A 19,449-nucleotide genomic window follows, 5' to 3' on the forward strand; every position below is an offset into this window, starting at 1 on the left:
AGGTGACCTATGAGCACTGTTAGCTCAGCGCCAACAGATATCGAAACGGAGACACTAGAAGCCGCTGTGAAGGCCAGGCATTGGCTTCATCGGCATCCAGAAATGGCACTCCGAGAATTTGATACCACACACTTCATTAAGGATCAGTTGGCCTCATACGCAATAGTGGTTAACGACGTCAAAGAGCACAGCAATGATGAAAGTTCTCATAACGCTACTCTGACAACTGGGCTAACAGCTGATATTCATGGCACGAAAGGCGATGGCCCAACCCTCGCTCTTCGAGCCGACATCGACGGTTTGCCTGTAGTTGAGGACTCGAACCATGCCTTCGCCTCACTCAACCCTGGAATGATGCATGCCTGCGGTCATGATCTGCATATGGCATCGTTGTTGGGCGCTGCCAGAGAATTGCAACTGCATCGTAATCATTTTCGTGGAACTGTCCGTTTACTGTTTCAACCTGCTGAAGAGGCTGAACTCGGTGCACAGAAAGTGTTATCTGCTGGCTGGCTCAATGGGGTCGATGTGATTGTTGGGTATCATAATCATCCTGGACTTCCTGTAGGAACCCTTGGAATTAGCGCAAAGCCAATTATGGGCGGTAATTATCGTTTTGATGTCAGCATTCATGGACGAGGAGCGCATGGCAGCCGTCCTGAGGACTCGGCCGATCCGATTGCTGCTTTCACAGCCATGTCATCTGAGATTCAAACAATTATCAGTCGAAATATGCCGCCACTGGATCCAGCGGTAGTCAGCATTACTCAGGTTCGCGCCGGACAAGCATGGAATATCATTCCATCAGATCTGGAGTTTCACGGCACTGCTCGTGCGTTCAATCGCCACACGGCCGAGTTAATTCAAGAAAGACTTACAAGAATCGTGCATGGTGTCAGCGAAGCACAAGGAGTCACTTCACACCTCGATTGGAGTGTACGCGCTGTGCCCATAGAAAACGATCCTAACATTGCAGCGACACTTGCGCGAAGCGCTGAGCAATATGCACTGCACGTGATTGAACCGGTACCTAGTCTCGGTTCTGATGATTTTGCGGATTTCCAGCACTCAGGCATTCCTGGCGTATTCAGTTTCATTGGGTCCAACGGCAGTGCCGAGGCAGCTGGCTGGCATACCCCAGACTTCGAAGCCAAAGATGCCGCGCTCCCCTACGCAATCGACTATTACACCCACGCTGTATATGACTTATTAGATTAGGCACATAGGCAGTAAACGGCTGCGCTTGACGTGCACTGACGCTTATAGACAGGCGCTGACCGTGCATTTCTCGACACCGAGATGCTGCCATCTGCCGTGAACTATGGTGATTGTGGTTGAAAGATTCGCTTAGCTAGTAGCAGTCCCCAAACCACAATCACCTCTGCTGTCACCTTCACCGTTACAGCTGTTTTCCCGTTCATCAGGCTTCAGTATTTACCAACACCAGTATTTATCAACACCAATGCTCACGCGACGACAGCGTTTACAGGAACTTCAGCGATGACTGCCCGATAGTTATAGACTTGCCCTGCAGCTCATCACTGGATCCTGTGAATTCCAAAGCAGTGATGTGATTGGCAGGTCCCGTTCGGAATACCAACTCTCTGTCACAAAGATGTATTACCGCGCTATCTTCCGCAGTGTGTTCCACCTCTTGATCAGTAATCAACGACCATACCTCAGCGGCTGCTAAGACATCTGGCACTTCAATAATCACTCGCCTCACACGAAGATTCCCACCAGGATGCTCAACGATAAGACCTTGCTTCACCAGTTGCTCTTCACGCTGTTGATCGGTACCTGGCCACTGCAAGAAGAAGGGATACGGGAGCCCGTTGATAGTATCGTTCACAAAGAAAATAGACCAACGAATTTCATGACCTTGCTCATCAATACGTTTACCGTCAACGACATCGCCGACTGGAATACCCGCTTTCTTGAGGCGCAGATGTGTGCCCTCAATATCATTCGTTCGAATGGCGATGGTGTTGATGCGTTCAATACCTTCTTGATAATCATGAGTTGCATCATAAACTGCAGAAGCATTTTTACGAGGAAATGACCAAGCAGTATGTTTATCAAATACAGAAATTAGCTCAATGTAGTTCAATCCGAAATAGCCGAGAGCATTTTCTGTTCCCCAAACTTGATGACTACCACCGCGCACGAAGTCGATTCCTAGTTCAGCAAAGTTACGGATCTGACGATCAACATCAAGCACGTTGATCATGGTATGGTCCCAAGCAAGATTCTCACTCATATGGTTTCCTTTCATCATTGCCTCGATATTGCACTTATTGTTTTATCAACTTTGACCAGCTATGTATGGCCGCCGCCAATTTCAGCAGAACGTTCACTCGCAGCGTTTACAGCTGAAATCACCGTACCTCGAAACGCTCCTTGTTCTAATACTGCACAGGCCTCAATCGTTGTTCCAGCAGGCGATGAGACCATATCTTTTAAGGATGCCGGGTGCATCTGAGTGTTCAACAACAACTTAGCTGTACCAAGGCAGCTCTGTGCAGCAAGGCGTAGCGACACATCTCTCGGGAGTCCCTGCTGTACACCACCATCTGCGAGAGCTTCTATAAACATCGCCGCATACGCAGGAGCTCCTCCGGATAATCCACATACTGCATCAAGTTGAGCTTCGGGAAGATGTTCAACAAGTCCCAAAGAGTCATACAAAGATTCAGCCCACCGATACTCTGTTGGGGTGAAATCGTTATCGGAGCTCAGCACAAAGGCTCCCTCTTGAACCAAAGCAGGTGTGTTTGGCAGCAAGCGGAGTAGTCGTATATTCCCTTGCGTCAACTGACGAATATGCTGAGAATCAACACCAGCAACAATAGACATAACCGCTTTGTCTTCTAGAGCCGTGCCACATTGCTCCAATGCTTCGTTAAGCTGTTGGGGTTTTACTGCTAGCAATATAATGTCACTGTGCTCACATACCTCGGCATCTGAAGACAGCACAGAGAGACCCTGAGCAACAGCACTTTCACGAGCTGCAGCAGCAATATCGTATATAGCTACGTTATGCACGCCGATTATTTGAGCATCCATAGCTCCAGAGACTATGGCCTTCCCCATGTTGCCAAAGCCGATGACGCCAAATCGTATTGAGAGTGAATCAGCCAATGTTGGTCTCCTACCGATGAAAAGCACTGACACATCGAAAATTCATTCGCCATTGCGATAATGAACGTTACCATCGAAATGCTGCTTACAGTTAAGCTTATTAATGTCGGCGAAGCGACACCACTGTGTCGTTCTAGGAATCCACTATTGAACGTTATCGTTTACATTGATAGTCCCGAATTCTTCTGATAATAGATAAGCGCACCATAAGAGCAGGTACGCGGAACAATCGTCTGCATACAGCTGCATTTATGGTGCGCTTAGTTGTATATATCTAGTTATCTATATTTAGGCAAGCAACTGCTGCACTGATTCACGGATTTTATCAGTGGTATCGTCAACCGCAGATCCAGCTGTTTTCACCGTTTTAGCAAGTGCCTTCTGTGCTTGCTGCTGTTTGCGATCCAACGTTCCACATAAATCAGATGAACACTGGCCAGAAGCACAGCGGTACTTGAAGAAGAAATACCCAGCAACAGCAGCAAGTACCGCGATAATCAGCAGCAGCTTGCCGTGTGAGCACTTTCGATCCGTTGGCTGATCATCCCAACCGTAGGAATCTCGGGAATCTTGGAAATCGGTACCCTCATCTGGACGTCCTTCGTTGGACTGTTCATCATTCTCGTTGTAATCATGTTCGTTTACCATAAGTTCATCCCCCTTTTGCACCATCGTAGCCCACTAGTGACCAACACACTCTCGGTGAAATCCTAGGGATGTGGCGTGTTGCAGACTTTTATTGAGCATGCTTTGCGTGACGTTCCTGTATATCGGCCAAATCAGAAGGGTTGTCCGCAAGCATCATAGCCACCGCAGATGTACGGTCATTGACACCCAGTTTTGAAAAGATCCGACTAAAATAAGTTTTCACTGTTGCCTCACTCAGATACAAATGCGAAGCTATCTGTCTGTTGGTGTTACCAGCGGCAGCCAACTCAAGCACAAGATGCTCCTGTTCAGAAAGTTGCGGTTTGCTTTGAGGATGAAGGTGATCTGCCATAGCCTGAGCAGCACGAGGAGCCATCACCGTCCGTCCTGCAACAGTATTGCGTATTGATTCCGCCAAATATTGTGGCTCAACATCCTTTAACAAGTAACCATGCGCGCCAGCTTCAATAGCGGTGAGGATATCACCGTCAGTGTCATAAGTTGTGAGGATTACAATCTTGAGATTTGGCTGTATACGCAAAGCCTTACGCGTCACTTCGGGCCCGTTCATATCAGGCATTCTCAAATCAAGCAACAGTAAATCTGGTGCGTTCTGTTTCACGCAGTCCAAGGCCTGCTGCCCTCCTGATGCCTCTGCCACAATATCCATATCAGCATGTCGCTCGAGCATACTGCGAATACCCTCACGAACCATAGGATGATCATCCACAATGACAATACGAATCATGCTGCAGCAACTCCATTCACCATTACCGACGATTCTGGCTGTAGAGGAAACACTGCCAGAAGATGAGTGCCTTCGCCTATTGAAGAACTGTAGCTAAATCTACCTGACAATCCTTCGACTCTTCTGCGCATATCAATGAAACCATATCCATGTCCGGTAGTGCTCGCTTGTTCTTCAGATATCGTTGAGGCATCGAAACCAATACCATCATCCTCAATACACAAACACAGCCGCTCTTGTCCACCTTGATCACCCGGCACTCGTTTGAGCTCAACATTGACATGATGGGCACGCGAATGTTTTTGAATGTTAGTCGCCGCTTCTTGCACAACGCGGAGCACCGCTACTTGTAACGCAAGCGGCAACACCGGCAGATGCTCATCCACATGCAGTGTATAGGCAATGCCGCCACTGAGTTGAGTATTAGCCAACGTTCGATTCAAAGCATCGCGCAAACCACTTTTTTGCAAGGCCACAGGTGTGCTATTGGCGATTAATGCACGAGTATCGTCAAGACTCTCTTTGGCGATGGTGCTAATCATGCGTAAATGTTTCGCTGCCAACTCATGATCCTGATCATCCTCCATCTCATCTAAGGCAGCACGAGACAATGCCAGCATCGAAGTCAACGATTGAGCGATTGTGTCATGCATTTCTCCAGCCATACGCTGTCGCTCTGCTGCGATACCTTCTTCATGACTCAAATGCCCGATAACCTCTTGCTGACTCTGGAGACGCTCAATGAGCTGTATGTTGTGTGTATTGACCTCGACGAGGTGATCATTTGCGATCCCAATCATCCCACTGAAAAACACAGAAGCTACGGATTCTACAACTGCGTCCGTGATATCGCCGCTATAGAGCACAGCTGACTGCATCCATGCCACACCGATGAAACCACAGTTCATTAAGGTGACCACTCCAAGTGACGGCCAATATGTGAAAGCGATGAACAGTTGCGGCACCACGATGAACTGCATGAACACTACCGACGGATTAATCGCCGCCGCTGCAACCAGACAGACGACCGACAGCGCAGCGAAACACCATCCTCGGTATCCACTTTTGCTCGCAGTTGCAGCATGCTCACTTGAATAAGGATCGACAAACAGGAGGAAGACTAGAGTAGGCAAACCGAGCAATATCACTAGAGCGAAACGCTGATACCAACCAAGTTTGGAAAGCAACACGATAGACGCGATGAGCAAAGGTGTAGCAATAGCAAAATACATATTCCACCTGCTATGCACATTACTGGTGGAAATACGCATTTGCTCAATGCTTGTCTCTCCCATAACCTATTTCCTCCTGTACTCACTCTTACTCAATACTCAGACTATTACTCTGAAGCTGCTGTGTTGGTAGTGTCGTCGAACACCACGATTTCTTCGCGAGGATACAGCATCGCAATGATGATGAACAGCACTCCTGCGCAGGCCATAACGGTGAATACGCGGCTAGCAGAGCTCGCGTAGGAAGCTCTAACGATATTCATGATCTCTGTTTGGATCTGCTCCGGCAAGCTTGAAAGCTGCGATGATGAGTGCGATCCGCTACCAGAACCGATTGAGTTGGCAATGTTCTGAGCGTCGTTCCAGCTGATGCCATAAGTGTGGAGTCCCGAATAGAGCTTGTCAGTGAATGCTGAGGAAGAGATGGCAGATAGTACAGCCATGCCCAGTGCACCGCCAAAATTTTTCAGCAATTGCGACAACGCGGTGACCTCACCATAGGATGCATCAATAGCCCTGTTAACCATATCCGTTGCTGCCGGACTGAACATATATCCAACACCTGCACCTGCCAAGCCAATCATCACATTGAGGTTGCCTGTTTGCACAGGCACACCTGACTTCGTTGCAGTAACAGCACTGGCAATTCCTGAGAAACCTATTATCGTGAGAATTCCACTGACGATAAAAACGCTGCGTATCCCATGTCTGCCAAAACGCTTAGCACCAAGCTGTGCTGCGATCATAAAGCCAATGAAGAAGTACAAAATCAGCAGGCTGGCATTACCCACACTGAGATTCAGGCTCAACTGCCCATAGACACTGAGGAAGAACATTATGGGGATGAACACCACAGAGGCAATCAGGGACGCGAGTGCGGAAAGCGAGAAACGAAAATTTCTGAAGACCTTGACATTCATGACCGGATTCGTACTTTGCATCTCCACCGCGACGAAGGCGATAATCAGACCGACAGAAATAATCAAACTGCCGATAATTCGCAAATCAGTCCAACCGACCGATGCTCCCTGTTGCAACGGCACAATCAAGGCAATCATCGCAAGAGCGGCAAGAACAGCACCAGGCCAATCCAAATGACCGCTGGTGCGACTGCTCACCAGTACCTCATCGCGGGGAGTCAGCCACGCGGTAAGTAACAACGCGGCCACTGCCAGTGGGATATTGATGAAGAATACGTAGCGCCATGAGAACGCAATCAGATAAGAACCAGCTATTGGACCCACCGCGGTCATTGCCCCCGTAATCGCAAAGAACTGCGCCATGGATTTCGCACGTTTGTCGACCGGAGAATATGTGAAGATGATCCCGACAGCGGATGGGAACATACAGGCTAGACCGATTCCCTGAATCACTCTTGACGCAATCATCCACGTCAAGGCGATACTGTTTTGCGGTCCCAGACCACAAAGCAGGCTGCCTGCACCGAATGCCACGATACCCAGCAGCATCATGCGCTTGTAACCAATGATATCCGACAGTCTGCCCGCCAGCGGGAAAAACGCAGCCGCTGCAAGCAAATAGGAATTTACTATCCACGCAACTCCGGCGGAATCGAGACCTAGACCTGATTGGATAGCACTGTATGAGAGAGAGACGATGGTCTGGTCGATGGAGCTCATGGAGACGGCGACAATAAGACCAAGCAGAATAAGCGTCATATTGCGCTTCTTCCCCTGAACCAGAACGCCTTCTGACCTGTTTGTATACCCAGCACCGCCAGGTTGGGTCATATTATTGATTGACACCTTGGAAACCTTCCTTACACAGATGAGGCTGTTACCTCATTCACCATGTAAGAAGGTATGGCAAATCAACCTTTCGACATGTCATCCACAAGGACAGGCTACTGTCCCCCATTCGGATGACAAGGTCAGCAAGATATAGCACCGATGACTGCGATAACTGCGCTTAAAGTGGGGATAATTGACAAAGAAATCGCTAACAATCCCAACAATTATTGCAGTTATCTCTTCTCAGATGACCTTTTTAGGGGCGGGGTTACGCGGTGAGGGTTTGGGTTTGACCGTCAACTACAGTAATAACCTGGTTATTACTTATCGGACGCAAATCGAATTGATCACCGTAAGTTTTCAAGATGGTATTAGCGGCTTTTCTGAAGGGAATATTCCCAACATGCGGCAGAACGGAGAAATCTGTGACTCCTAGTGCAGCGAAATCACCATTGAGACTGGGTGCGATATCGCTTGAATCCATCGGAGAAATATAGGTGATGTCATGAGAAAGAATCACTGATCCAGCAGATGCACCGATATACGGTTTACCCGCCTGAATCTGTTCACTAATCAGGCGGCCTGCTCCCGAACGACGCATCTCTTCGAGCAGATAAAAGGTGTTGCCACCCGATACGAAAATGAAATCAGCTTCATCGAGCTTGCCGCTGATCTCTTGTGTAGAAGCCTCAGCAATATCAAGATCAGAAACCTTGATACCCATATCATTCAAAGCATTACGATCTGAATTCACAAAAAAATTAATCTTGTCTTTATTGCTTGCGGTAGGGATCAGGCACGCGGTCTTGCCCTCGACGTCCTCACCGACAACATCAGGAAAAAACTGTGCGACGTCCTCGAACGAAGACGACAAAAATAATGTACTCATCTCAAGCACCCCCTGATCTTGCGTGTCTATCGATATTCTACTCAACTGTACAGTGGGGAAAGCGCCCTCTTACAAGGGCGCTTTCCTATTTCGCAAACTCTTCAGCCGATAAGCTAAGCCTTCGCCACCACCACGCTTAGCTCCTGCGCGACATCATCACTCTCGACTGCAACTTCAGTTGCCAGGGTCTCCCCCGCGATAAGTTCCTTGAACTGCTCGATCTTGCTCACATCAGCTGCGGGCACGTTAAGCTTCAAGGTAATGCGGTCAGCGATATCCAGCCCTGCATCCTTACGAGCGTCCTGCACCACGCGGATGGCGTCGCGAGCGTAACCTTCAGCCAACAGATCATCGTTCAACTCAGTGTCGAGAATCACGAAACCACCAGAAGCCAACGATGCCGAAACAGAATTGGCGGCCAACTCTGCATCGCGTTCCTTGACGCTGTTATTGAGCTCATACTCTGAAGACTCAAGGGCGATCTCACCCGACGGAGTCTCAACCAGCACCGTACCAGCATCATCAACATGCCATGTGCCAGTCTTGGAAGCCTTAATAGCGAACTGCACCTGCTTGCCAAGACGAGGCCCTGCAGCGCGAGCGTTGACCTTCAGCTCGTGCACGATATCCAAGCCCTGTTCGGAAGCATTCTCGATTGTGGAGAATGCCACATCCTTCACGTTAAGTTCGGACTCCAACAACGCCGTATACGGCTCGATCGCCTCAACGTCTTCGACGATCACCGTGAGCTTGCTGAGTGGCTGGCGCACACGAATTTGTTCGGCCTTGCGCAGCGACAGCGTTCCGGAAACAATCTCGCGCACCTGTTCCATCGCCGACACCAAAGCCGGATCGTCACGCAGTACCTGTCCCAACTCGGTGTCAGCACCAGTCTTGGTATCCGTAGTGTATGGCCAATCTGCAAGATGCACCGATTCGCCGCCGGTCAGACCGCGCCAGATCTCCTCGGCTTCCATAGGTGCAAGCGAGGCGACGGTACGCATGAAGACCTCCAACACCGTGTAGAGGGTGTTGAATGCTTGCTCGTCTTCCTTCCAGAAACGGTCACGGGTATTGCGGATGTACCAGTTGGTCAGCACATCGATGAAGTCGCTAGCAGCTTCGCACGCATCGGCAATCGCAAAGTTGTCAAGCGACTGCTGGGCCTTATCCACCAAGCGACGGGTTCTTGCCAGCAGATAACGGTCCATCTCAGGTAATGCGTCAATCTCTTCCGGCTTCAGGCAACGCGCCTCGTAACCCTTGCCATTGTTGGCGGCATTCGCATACAAAGTGAAGAAGTAGTATGAACTCCACACCGGCAGCATGACCTGACGAACCGTGTTACGGATGCCTTCCGCCGTGACGATCAGATTGCCGCCACGCAGAATCGGCGAACTCATCAGGAACCAGCGCATCGCGTCGGAGCCATATTTGTCGAATACGCCATTCACATCCGGATAATTACGCAGATGCTTACTCATCTTCTGTCCGTCGGACCCGAGCACGATGCCGTGGCAGATGACGTTCTTGAACGCAGGCTTATCAAACAACGCGGTCGCCATCACATGCAGCAGATAGAACCAACCACGCGTCTGACCGATGTATTCCACGATGTAATCGCAGGGGAAGTGCTGCTCGAAGTATTCCTTGTTTTCAAAGGGATAATGGAACTGCGCGAATGGCATAGAACCAGAATCGAACCAGCAGTCAAGCACATCGCTGATGCGGTGCATTTGCGACTTCCCGGTGGGATCATCGGGATTCGGGCGTGTGAGGTTGTCAATCCATGGACGGTGTAGATTCACCTCTCCCTTGTCGTCAACCGGATAGCTACCGAAGTCGGCCTTCAACTCATCCAATGAACCATACACATCCACACGTGGATACTTCGGGTCGTCGGACACCCAGACTGGAATCGGCGAACCCCAGAAACGGTTACGGCTGATCGACCAGTCGCGGGCATTCGCCAGCCACTTGCCGAACTGCCCGTCCTTCACATTCTCGGGAATCCAGTTGATCTCCTGATTGTGGGCTAGCAACCTGTCCTTGAACTTCGTCACACTGACGAACCAGCTCGAAACAGGCTTGTAGATCAGCGGTGAACCGCAGCGCCAGCAGTGCGGATAGCTGTGCACATAGCTCTTCTCTTGGAAGAGGATAGCTTTGCGGTCCGCAGGAATATCAGCCAGAGGGCCGTCGCCCGCACGCAGATTGCGGATGATTGGCATATTCGCATCAAAAGCCTGCATGCCTTCATAATCTGGGCATTGTGAGGTAAATACTGCACCGTCGTCGAGCACATCAACACTACGAATGCCCCTAGCATTCAGCGTGTTCATATCGTCCTCGCCGTAAGGAGCTTGATGAACCAGTCCAGTTCCCTCTACTGTATCAACGTAGTCCGCAGTGAAAATCTGGTAGGCATTCGCACCTGGCATGCCACCTTCGGCCAGCGACTTCTCGTCAGAGAAGTACGGGAATACCGGCCAATAGCGCCAGCCTTCCATATCCGCACCCTTCAGGGTGCGTACGACCGTATAGTCCTCCCCTAGTTCCTTCGCGAAATCCTCGACGCGCGGTGAGGCGATATAGAATTTCTTGCCTGCATTCGGCCCATTCACAGCCTCGACTTCGCTGTATTCGATGTCGGCACCGACAACGATGGCGAAGTTGGTTGGCACAGTCCAAGGCGTAGTGGTCCAGAAGACCGCATAGGCATCGTCCTCGTCCTTAAGGCGCACGGCCACGGAAACCGTGGTGTCCTGACGATCCTGATACACGTCGGCGTCCATGCGCAGCTCATGGTTGCTCAGAGGCGTCTGATCCTTCCAGCAGTAAGGCAGCACGCGGTATCCCTGATAGGCCAGACCCTTGTCGTAGAGCTGTTTGAACGCCCAGATGACAGACTCCATGTACGGCACATTCAGCGTTTTGTAACCATGCTCAAAATCAACCCACCGAGCCTGACGATGGACATAATCCTTCCACTCTTCGGTGTATTTCAACACCGAAGTGCGGCAGGCATCATTGAATTTCGCTATGCCCATCTCTTCGATTTCATCGACGCTTTCGATGCCGAGCTCCCGCTGAGCTTCAAGCTCTGCAGGCAAGCCGTGTGTATCCCAGCCGAAGACTCGGTTGACCTTGTGACCCTTCATCGTTTGATAGCGAGGAATCACATCCTTGGCGTAACCGGTCAGCAAATGACCATAGTGTGGAAGTCCGTTGGCGAATGGTGGGCCGTCAAAGAACACAAATTCGTTGTTGTAGTGTTCACCGGAATCATGCTCATCGATAGACTTCTGGAAGGTATCGTCTTTATCCCAGTATTTGAGAGTATCCACTTCCATTTGCGGAAAGTCTGGATTCGGCGTAACCGCTTGAGCTTTCGCATCCGTTGATGCCTTCGGATACACATTGCTCTGATTCACGCTCTGGGAAGCTGTGGTATCACTCACTGCAATCTCCTCGTTCGTCACTTCTGTAACTTCAGTCAGTTGACGAGGACGATGCTCCGCACCTTGTGGTGCAATTCACCGCGGTACCACCCCGCTTGCTACGTGAGATGCACATGACATGCTCTCGCAGCCGCTTGAGACAGGCTATGTCGGGCCCACCCGTCGGTTCTACTAAGATTCAGACAGCAAGTGCTGGCTGCCGATTCCGTTCTTCCAAAAGACTCCCCGCTGATAACGGATCATCGCCACAACGAAGCCAATCATAACACTGGACTCCGCGCAGAGGATAACTGCAATAATAATGGGGATTTTCCGAGGTTTTTTCCATATTTATCCCCACTTATATTGCAGTTATCTCATTCGACCACCTTTCACATCTGAGGCTACAAGTTAGCCAACGATTCTTAAGCTCTGTGTATAAGCAACAAACATGCCATTGAGATTCGACTGCACCTGGCGCACCAACAGGGTCTGTGTCTCGAAGGCGAGGGTGGTCAGAGCAAGACTCATTACGTTTGCGAGCGAGCGATGGTCGCCTTTGTGAACCCTACCCCAATTTTTATGCTCAACAAGCTTGGTGGGATGGACTTGATCCCCATCAGCAATGCGTGACAATGATCCGCTCTCTCAGCCTAAGACACCCTGAATGGGTATTTTGTTCGCTCTCTGCTTCTTGTATATATGCCTTTGAGCATGCCCATCGTTTGCACCGTGGATTAGTTCATGTAGCCACAACAGGGTCAGTCAACGGATGCCACGCCCCTCAACTACGCCGTCATCATATTCCCGCATCACAATTACATGTCAACATCCACCATGGGATCCGTCTGACCAGCCCATTACGTACGGTATTCGATTGCGGTCGAGAATATGACTTCGTCTCTGCGCTGCCCATTGTTGATTCGGCGTTGGCTCGAGGTGCCGTGCTACATAATGACCTTATCGAGTATTGCGAGACACCGAAGCGAGGGCGAGGCCGCGCACAAGCTTTGAAAGTTGCTCAAGCCGCAGATCCACACAGCGAGAACGGCGGAGAATCTATGTGCCGCGCCGTCATCATCGAGCAAGGCTTTGAAGCCCCTACACTGCAAGTCGAGATCATCGACCCGATTGAGTCCTGGAAACATTACCGAACGGACTTCCTCTGGGAATTACCTGATGGCAGACGCATTGTTGGGGAATACGATGGCAAACAGAAGTATCTGGACCGCGACATGACCGGGGATACTCACACTGGTGAGGTTATTTTGGAAGAGCGCAAACGTGAACAACGCATATTGCTCGCCGGAATCAGTAAAATCATCAGATTCGACTTCTCAGACATCATCAACCCGACCTACATGGCCAATAAACTGACCATATCCGGCATCCCGCGGCAGCATAGGAGATAACTGCAATAAAACTTGGGATACCAGCGCAAATATTGCCGCAAAAACCCTAGTTTTATTGCAGTTATCCCTTTTTGCTGCGTATTTACTCTTGAAAGACGTCGGGGTGAGCGGGATCTCCAGGAATTTCGGGCATGATTCCCTCTAGACCGAGGAATTCCTGCCAAAATCCGAGAGGTTGACCGTATGGACCCGCGTTGCGACCTTGGGCCTGGATATTAGCCTTGGCCTCAAGCACGTCTTCTTCAGTTAAACCGTCAAAATAGGTTTGCAAGCGCTCTAACCGTCGTTCATCGTAAAAAAGTTCATTAATGATTTCGGTCAGACGCTCCACACGCTCGATTGGTAAAGAGTCCCAATGACGGAGCTCGACGAAATTCTTCAAGCGAACATCATTAAAATGTGTAGACAGAATATGGTTCACTTCATAAGTATTGAGTGCACGGTCAGGGTATATCTCGCCGGCATTCTCGTGCCAAGCGATAACATGTGGATCGTCGACCGTATCTTTCAGTTCAGGTGTATGCGTCAAGTCGGCAAACATCAAAGGTGTGCTCAGCACATCAACCGCATAATCTTCCCAGCTGAAATGAGGGTTAAATAGGCCTGGCGTCAAGCCTGTCCGCTGGGGATCCATCCAATCCCACATTCGCTGTCTGAGCAGTGGGAATGGATTGACTTCTCCTTCACAATAGGGAGAATTCCAGAAGAACCACGCCAAAATCGGCCCAATCGCTGATCCTATGCGCATTTTGGCAATAGCATCGCGCTCATTCTTAAAATCGATACTGACCTGTGTTGCAGATGAGCATCGCATCATCATTGGCCCACATTCGCCAATCCTGCCGAGGTAGGCATTCATAGCGGAGTATCTGCTCTTAGGATTCAACGGCACATCAGCGAACGATGATACAGGTTGGTAGCCATACTCAACTAGACGGAACCCAAGCTCCTCAGTGATGGTGTCAACCTCACGTCTAAATGCTCTATAAGCCGCACTCACCTCACGAGGATCATGCAACACATCTAATGAACACTCAAACTGTCCGCCTGGTTCTAGAGAGATTGCCACACCTTTACGAGCCAAGCCAACAAGATGATCATTCTCCCAGTATTCCTTTTCAGGGTCATAATACGGAGCGAGGCGCTTGAGCAACGTTTCTATACCGTTCGGCTCGTAATAGGTCACAGCTGTATCCGAGCCATTATGTACTGGAAGATGCTCAATTTCAATACCAAAGCCAAATGGACCATCCGGCTTTGAACCGCTCTCAAAAAGCTTGACTAAGCTTTCTACATGCTTGGGATTGGTCGTTGCAAGCATATGAGCAAAATTGACACGTTTAGTGTTCATGCTCTGATGGTATTGCAAACTTTGACTTCAGCACGCGCATACTGCACAAATCTCCTATACGAATAATCGATGACAGATTCACTATCAGCTCAGCTGCAGCAACTATCACTTGCCGTATTTATCTCGTTTTTCTTTGCAGCGGCAATCATCAGTTTGATTCTGTTGAGCTGATTAGCCTGTGAAGCGCCCGGGTCATAATCAATCGAAACGATGTTTGCGCTCGGATATTCGCGTCGAATCTTTCCGAATATGCCACGCCCTGTTACATGGTTGGGTAGGCAAGCAAAAGGCTGGGCACAAATGATATTCGGCGTTCCAGACTGCACCAAATCAACAATTTCACCAGTGAGCAGCCATCCTTCCCCTGCTTGCACTCCAAGTGAGGTAACAGTGCTAGCTTTCTGCCGCAACTCTTGGATCGATACCGGCACATCAAACTTACCGTGTGTTGAACGTAAAGCCTTAAGCATCGGTTTACGGTATTGCTCAGCAATATTGAGAGCAAGCTTTTTCACCCAAGTCTTACCGCCGGTTCCAAGATGCTCTTCATTCCATTCAGCATTGGATATGCCGTTAATCATAAAATCGCAGATACCAGGAAGAACCGCCTCGCAATCTTGATCTTCAATCACATCGATTACGTGGTTGTTAGCATCGGGGTGGTACTTCACCAGTATCTCGCCAACCACACCGACACGAGGTTTGCGCTCAATGTTTTGTAACGGCAACTTGTCAAAAGCTGTGATCATATTGTGCATCAGCTTCGCATAACGCATTTTCCCAAAACCATACAAATTCTTGGCTGTTTCAGAATAGCCATGGTGTTCGAGGCTTTCACGAATAATCGTGTTCCACACGCTATACAGCTCGTTGGCTGCTCCCTGCTCCATTTCGTAAGGTCGCACACGAAGCAAGCATTCCATCAGCGCATCACCTAAATAGAAGGCCTTGACTGCTCTATGCAGCAAAGTCGGGGTCGCTTTGAGCCCAGGGTTTGCATTCAGACCGTTAACGCTCAGGGTAATAATCGGCACATATCCAAATCCTGCATCTTCCATCGCTTTGCGAAGCAGCCCGAAATAATTCGTAGCTCTACACATACCACCAGTTTGAGTCACGATTACAGCGCATTTATGAGGATCATATGTTCCAGTAAGGAAGGCATTAACTAACTGCCCCACGATAATAATTGCAGGGAAACAGGCATCATTATTGACGAATTTAGTGCCGGTATTGATATCATCCTGCGAGGCTGTTTGCAACAATCGGAAGTCATATCCACCACTACGAAACACAGATTCTAATAGCGAGAAATGTACAGGCGACATTTGAGGGGCGAGCACAGTGTATTTATGGCCCATCTCTTTACTGAATGGACGAACGTTAGCATAACGCGACAAAGCGGAAGGCTCTTGTGTCTCAACTCTGTGTTCAGGTGAGGTTGTGGTAGATGCAGTTTCGCTAATCTCAGATGCCCTGGAAGGCGAAACGCTGCGCGGAGCAACATGATGAGCTGATGAAAGTTCATCCTGCGATGATCTGTCGCGCTCCTCCATAGCTGCTTTCAGAGAACGCAAACGTATCTTTGCAGCACCAAGGTTGGATACCTCATCAATTTTTAGCTGAGTGTATACATCATTCTTGTCGGCGAGTATCTCTTGCACTTGATCGGTAGTGATTGCGTCAATACCACAGCCGAAACTCACCATTTGCACGAGTTGTAGATTCTTGTATCCTCCAACAAAACGTGCAGCTTCATATAGTCGAGAGTGGTATGCCCATTGATTCTCAACGCGCAGAGGAAGCCGCTGATGCCCTTCGTAAGCGGGTACAGTCTTGCGAAAACCATCTGCATTCTTATTTGATTCCAATGCACGCTGACCATCCTCATCCACAAAAGCGCTGAAATCAGGCATACTTTTGGGATTTAGCTCGCATATGGAATCTTCTGAAAGCACTACCATGCCTAGAGAACAGATGGTTTCTGGAATACCATGATTAATTTCTGGGTCCACATGATATGGACGGCCCGCTAATACAATTCCTCGTGTTTGATGCTCACGCATGTACGCTAATGCGCGTAAACCCTCTTGCCGAATATCGTTTTTGAAAACGGCATCTTCTCGGTATGCCGCTGCTACCGCAATACGAGCCTCTTCCTCACTCACATCAGTCCATGAGAAAATGTCCACAATTCGCTCGATGAGTTTGTTTCTGTCAGAAAGATTGATGTATGGCCTAAGAAAACGGACATCAGGCTCTTGCAATCCTGCCAAATTCGCTTCAATCACTACAGGATAGTGTGCCACTACCGGACAGTTGTAACGATTGTCTGTATCGGGAGCAAGTTCTTGTTCATAGGTCACGCATGGATAGAAAATCGTATGAATTCCTTTATCAAGCAAGGATTCAATATGACCATGCACCAGTTTGGCAGGGTAACAAATATTTTCTGAAGCAATTGAGTCCATGCCACGTTCAAATACTTCATGATTCGAACGTCCTGAAATCATTACGCGGAAGCCCAAAGAAGTGAGCAAAGTAAACCAGAAAGGGTAATCTTCATACATGTTTAACGCCCTAGGAATACCAATATCACCACGTGTGGCTTTCTTAGGAGTTAAACGACGGTATGCGAATGCTCGTTTATATTTGAAATCATAAAGATTCGGGCGATCTGAACGCTGTTTATTCTTATCTCCTCCGCGTTCACATCGATTGCCGGTTACGAAGTGTGAACCATCCTGGAATTGTGTGATGGTTAATTTGCAGTGGTTTTGGCATAGATTGCATACATCATGTGTGGTATCCATCGACAGACCATCGAGGTCAGCGCCCATCAAGATTGAGCTGCGTTGCAACTGATTATGAGCTGCCGCGGATTCTTCTTCAACACAGTGAATTCGGGCCGTTAATGCCGCCCCATAAGCACCCATCAATCCTGCGATATTAGGTCGTGTCACTTCTCGACCGGTAAGTAGTTCAAATGCTCTGAGCACGGCATCGTTCAAGAACGTCCCACCTTGTACCACCACAGTGGAACCTAAGGATTGAGAATCGCGAAGCTTAATAACCTTATATAAAGCATTGCGCACTACCGAATAGCACAATCCAGCGGCAATATCTTCAGGCGTAGCACCCTCTTTTTGTGCTTGCTTGACTGAAGAATTCATAAAGACTGTGCATCGTGAACCTAGATCAACAGGTGCTTTGGATGCGAGCGCTTGCTGAGTAAATTCTTGAATGCTGATACCCAGTGACTGTGCGAAGGTCTGCAGGAAGGATCCACAACCTGAGGAGCAAGCTTCATTCACACATATCGAATCAATCACGCCGGAAGTCACCGACATGAACTTCATATCTTGGCCACCGATGTCAATCACAGAAGTCACACCCGGGCTAATCTCTTCGGCAGCCCTGTAATGTGCCATGGTTTCTACAACGCCCTCGTCGACATGCAATCCAGCAGTGATAAGGCCTTCGCCATATCCTGTAGCACAGGAGCGAGCAATATAGCAGTCCTTAGGAAGCACCTCTTGAATACTGCGAACGATATCTGCTGCGGCAAGCAAAGGGTTTTCTTGATGAGTGGCATATGTGGACCACACAATACAGTTGTCATCGTCTACCACAGTTGCCTTGATAGTAGTGCTTCCAGCATCTATGCCTAGGAACAGCGGCCCGTGCGCCTGCTCAAGTTTTCCAAAGGGGATAGTTGACTGCGCATGACGTTGATTGAAAGCCTCACGCTCAGCATCATCCAAGAAGAAGGGACGCAATGTTCTAGCCTGAGATGGTAATGACTCAAGCATATGCAGTGCAGCGATTATGCCGCGTAAGGAATGTAATTCTTCAAAAGTAAAATGCGTATCTTTGCCGGTATCATCATGTGCTGTCACCGTCTGTTCAGCATTCGGCTGCATCTCATCTTGAGCCATTAATGCAGCTCCATATGCCACAAACAAATGTGCATCTTCAGGAACGATGTAGTGCTCAGCTTTACCTTCGAGAAAGGTCGCAAAGGCGTTACGTAATTCCGGCATGAAGAACAGCGGTCCACCAAGAAATACCACATTGCCGCGAATTGGTCTGCCACAAGCAAGGCCAGAGATTGTTTGAGTAGCAACAGCTGAAAAAATTGATGCTGCAAGATCTGTTTTATCAGCACCATCATTAATTAAGGGTTGTAAATCAGATTTGGCAAACACGCCACATCGCGAAGCAATAGGATAGATGGTCTTGTGACGAGAAGCTAACTGGTTAAGCCCCTGGGCATCTACGTTGAGTAGCGTTGCCATCTGATCAATGAAAGCACCAGTGCCGCCAGCACAGGATCCATTCATACGCTGTTCTGGTGTCGGCTTGAGATACGTGATTTTCGCATCTTCGCCACCGAGTTCGATAATCACGTCAGCCTCAGGGTTTGTGGTGTTAATGGCTTCTGTTTCAGCGATGACTTCCTGAACGAATTCGACGCCTAACTGCTTGGCCAGTCCTAGACCACCCGAGCCAGTTATTGTCACTTGAATCGGTTGCGAATCCTGACCACTACGCGACAGACTCTCGAGAATGTCACCCAGTAATTGTGCAACGCAGCGTCGTACATTGGCATGGTGACGCCGATAGTCGCTAAACAAGGCATCTGAAAGACGGTTAGAATCGCCAAGAACCACAGCTTTAACCGTTGTCGAACCGACATCGAGACCAACACGTAAAGGACGAAGACGCCTATCGGTATCGGCTGTTTTGGTATATTTCACGCCTGTCATCCGACCCGCCCCTTCTCGACACCTGTCACCTTGGAAGTTTGGACTATGCACGTTTTTGCATCCAACGA

Annotated in this window: 13 protein-coding genes; 2 read left to right on the top strand and 11 right to left on the bottom strand. The window is 49.1% G+C overall.

Features of this window, described 5'->3' with window-relative positions:
• The first annotated feature begins 9 nt into the window (after positions 1–9).
• Entirely contained in the window at positions 10–1,218 is a 1,209-nt protein-coding gene (locus LKI20_RS08535) for a M20 metallopeptidase family protein (RefSeq protein WP_291772797.1), read from the top strand.
• A gap of 265 nt (positions 1,219–1,483) precedes the next feature.
• Here the strand turns inward: LKI20_RS08535 and LKI20_RS08540 are convergent, their stop codons facing one another.
• From LKI20_RS08540 to LKI20_RS08580, 9 genes are all read right to left on the bottom strand, one after another.
• Positions 1,484–2,260, bottom strand: coding sequence for a VOC family protein (locus LKI20_RS08540; protein ID WP_291772799.1), 777 nt, complete (start codon positions 2,258–2,260; stop codon positions 1,484–1,486).
• A 59-nt stretch (positions 2,261–2,319) separates the two neighbouring features.
• On the bottom strand, positions 2,320–3,141 hold the full coding sequence (proC, locus tag LKI20_RS08545) for a pyrroline-5-carboxylate reductase (protein ID WP_291772801.1): 822 nt from the start codon (positions 3,139–3,141) through the stop codon (positions 2,320–2,322).
• Positions 3,142–3,429: 288 nt separating this feature from the next.
• On the bottom strand, positions 3,430–3,789 hold the full coding sequence (locus LKI20_RS08550) for a hypothetical protein (RefSeq protein ID WP_291772804.1): 360 nt from the start codon (positions 3,787–3,789) through the stop codon (positions 3,430–3,432).
• 88 nt (positions 3,790–3,877) lie between these two features.
• The gene (locus tag LKI20_RS08555) at positions 3,878–4,537 is read right to left on the bottom strand and encodes a response regulator (RefSeq protein WP_291772806.1); all 660 of its coding nucleotides are present in this window, start codon (positions 4,535–4,537) and stop codon (positions 3,878–3,880) included.
• A complete protein-coding gene (locus tag LKI20_RS08560; RefSeq protein WP_291772808.1) occupies positions 4,534–5,832 on the bottom strand; it encodes a sensor histidine kinase in 1,299 nt (432 codons plus the stop codon). The genes LKI20_RS08555 and LKI20_RS08560 overlap by 4 nt, the downstream gene beginning before the upstream one ends.
• Positions 5,833–5,876: 44 nt before the next feature.
• The gene (locus LKI20_RS08565; protein ID WP_291772810.1) at positions 5,877–7,520 is read right to left on the bottom strand and encodes an MFS transporter; all 1,644 of its coding nucleotides are present in this window, start codon (positions 7,518–7,520) and stop codon (positions 5,877–5,879) included.
• A 268-nt stretch (positions 7,521–7,788) separates the two neighbouring features.
• Complete coding sequence (locus LKI20_RS08570) at positions 7,789–8,409, bottom strand: Type 1 glutamine amidotransferase-like domain-containing protein (RefSeq protein WP_291772812.1); 621 nt, start codon at positions 8,407–8,409, stop codon at positions 7,789–7,791.
• A 113-nt stretch (positions 8,410–8,522) separates the two neighbouring features.
• On the bottom strand, positions 8,523–11,843 hold the full coding sequence (ileS, locus tag LKI20_RS08575) for an isoleucine--tRNA ligase (RefSeq protein ID WP_291773486.1): 3,321 nt from the start codon (positions 11,841–11,843) through the stop codon (positions 8,523–8,525).
• Between the two features lie 417 nt (positions 11,844–12,260).
• Positions 12,261–12,485 (bottom strand): hypothetical protein, encoded by a 225-nt coding sequence (locus LKI20_RS08580; protein ID WP_291772814.1) that lies wholly within the window; start codon positions 12,483–12,485, stop codon positions 12,261–12,263.
• On the opposite strand from LKI20_RS08580, the gene LKI20_RS08585 reads away from it, so the two are divergent.
• A complete protein-coding gene (locus LKI20_RS08585; protein WP_291772815.1) occupies positions 12,479–13,261 on the top strand; it encodes a hypothetical protein in 783 nt (260 codons plus the stop codon). The genes LKI20_RS08580 and LKI20_RS08585 overlap by 7 nt on opposite strands.
• A gap of 82 nt (positions 13,262–13,343) precedes the next feature.
• Here the strand turns inward: LKI20_RS08585 and LKI20_RS08590 are convergent, their stop codons facing one another.
• Both LKI20_RS08590 and LKI20_RS08595 read right to left on the bottom strand, forming a co-directional pair.
• Entirely contained in the window at positions 13,344–14,612 is a 1,269-nt protein-coding gene (locus tag LKI20_RS08590; protein ID WP_291772817.1) for a glutamate-cysteine ligase family protein, read from the bottom strand.
• An 89-nt stretch (positions 14,613–14,701) separates the two neighbouring features.
• On the bottom strand, positions 14,702–19,381 hold the full coding sequence (locus LKI20_RS08595; protein WP_291772819.1) for an acyl-CoA dehydratase activase-related protein: 4,680 nt from the start codon (positions 19,379–19,381) through the stop codon (positions 14,702–14,704).
• Between the last annotated feature and the right edge of the window lie 68 nt (positions 19,382–19,449).

Source organism: Bifidobacterium sp., from assembly GCF_022647885.1.
Taxonomy (GTDB): domain Bacteria; phylum Actinomycetota; class Actinomycetes; order Actinomycetales; family Bifidobacteriaceae; genus Bombiscardovia.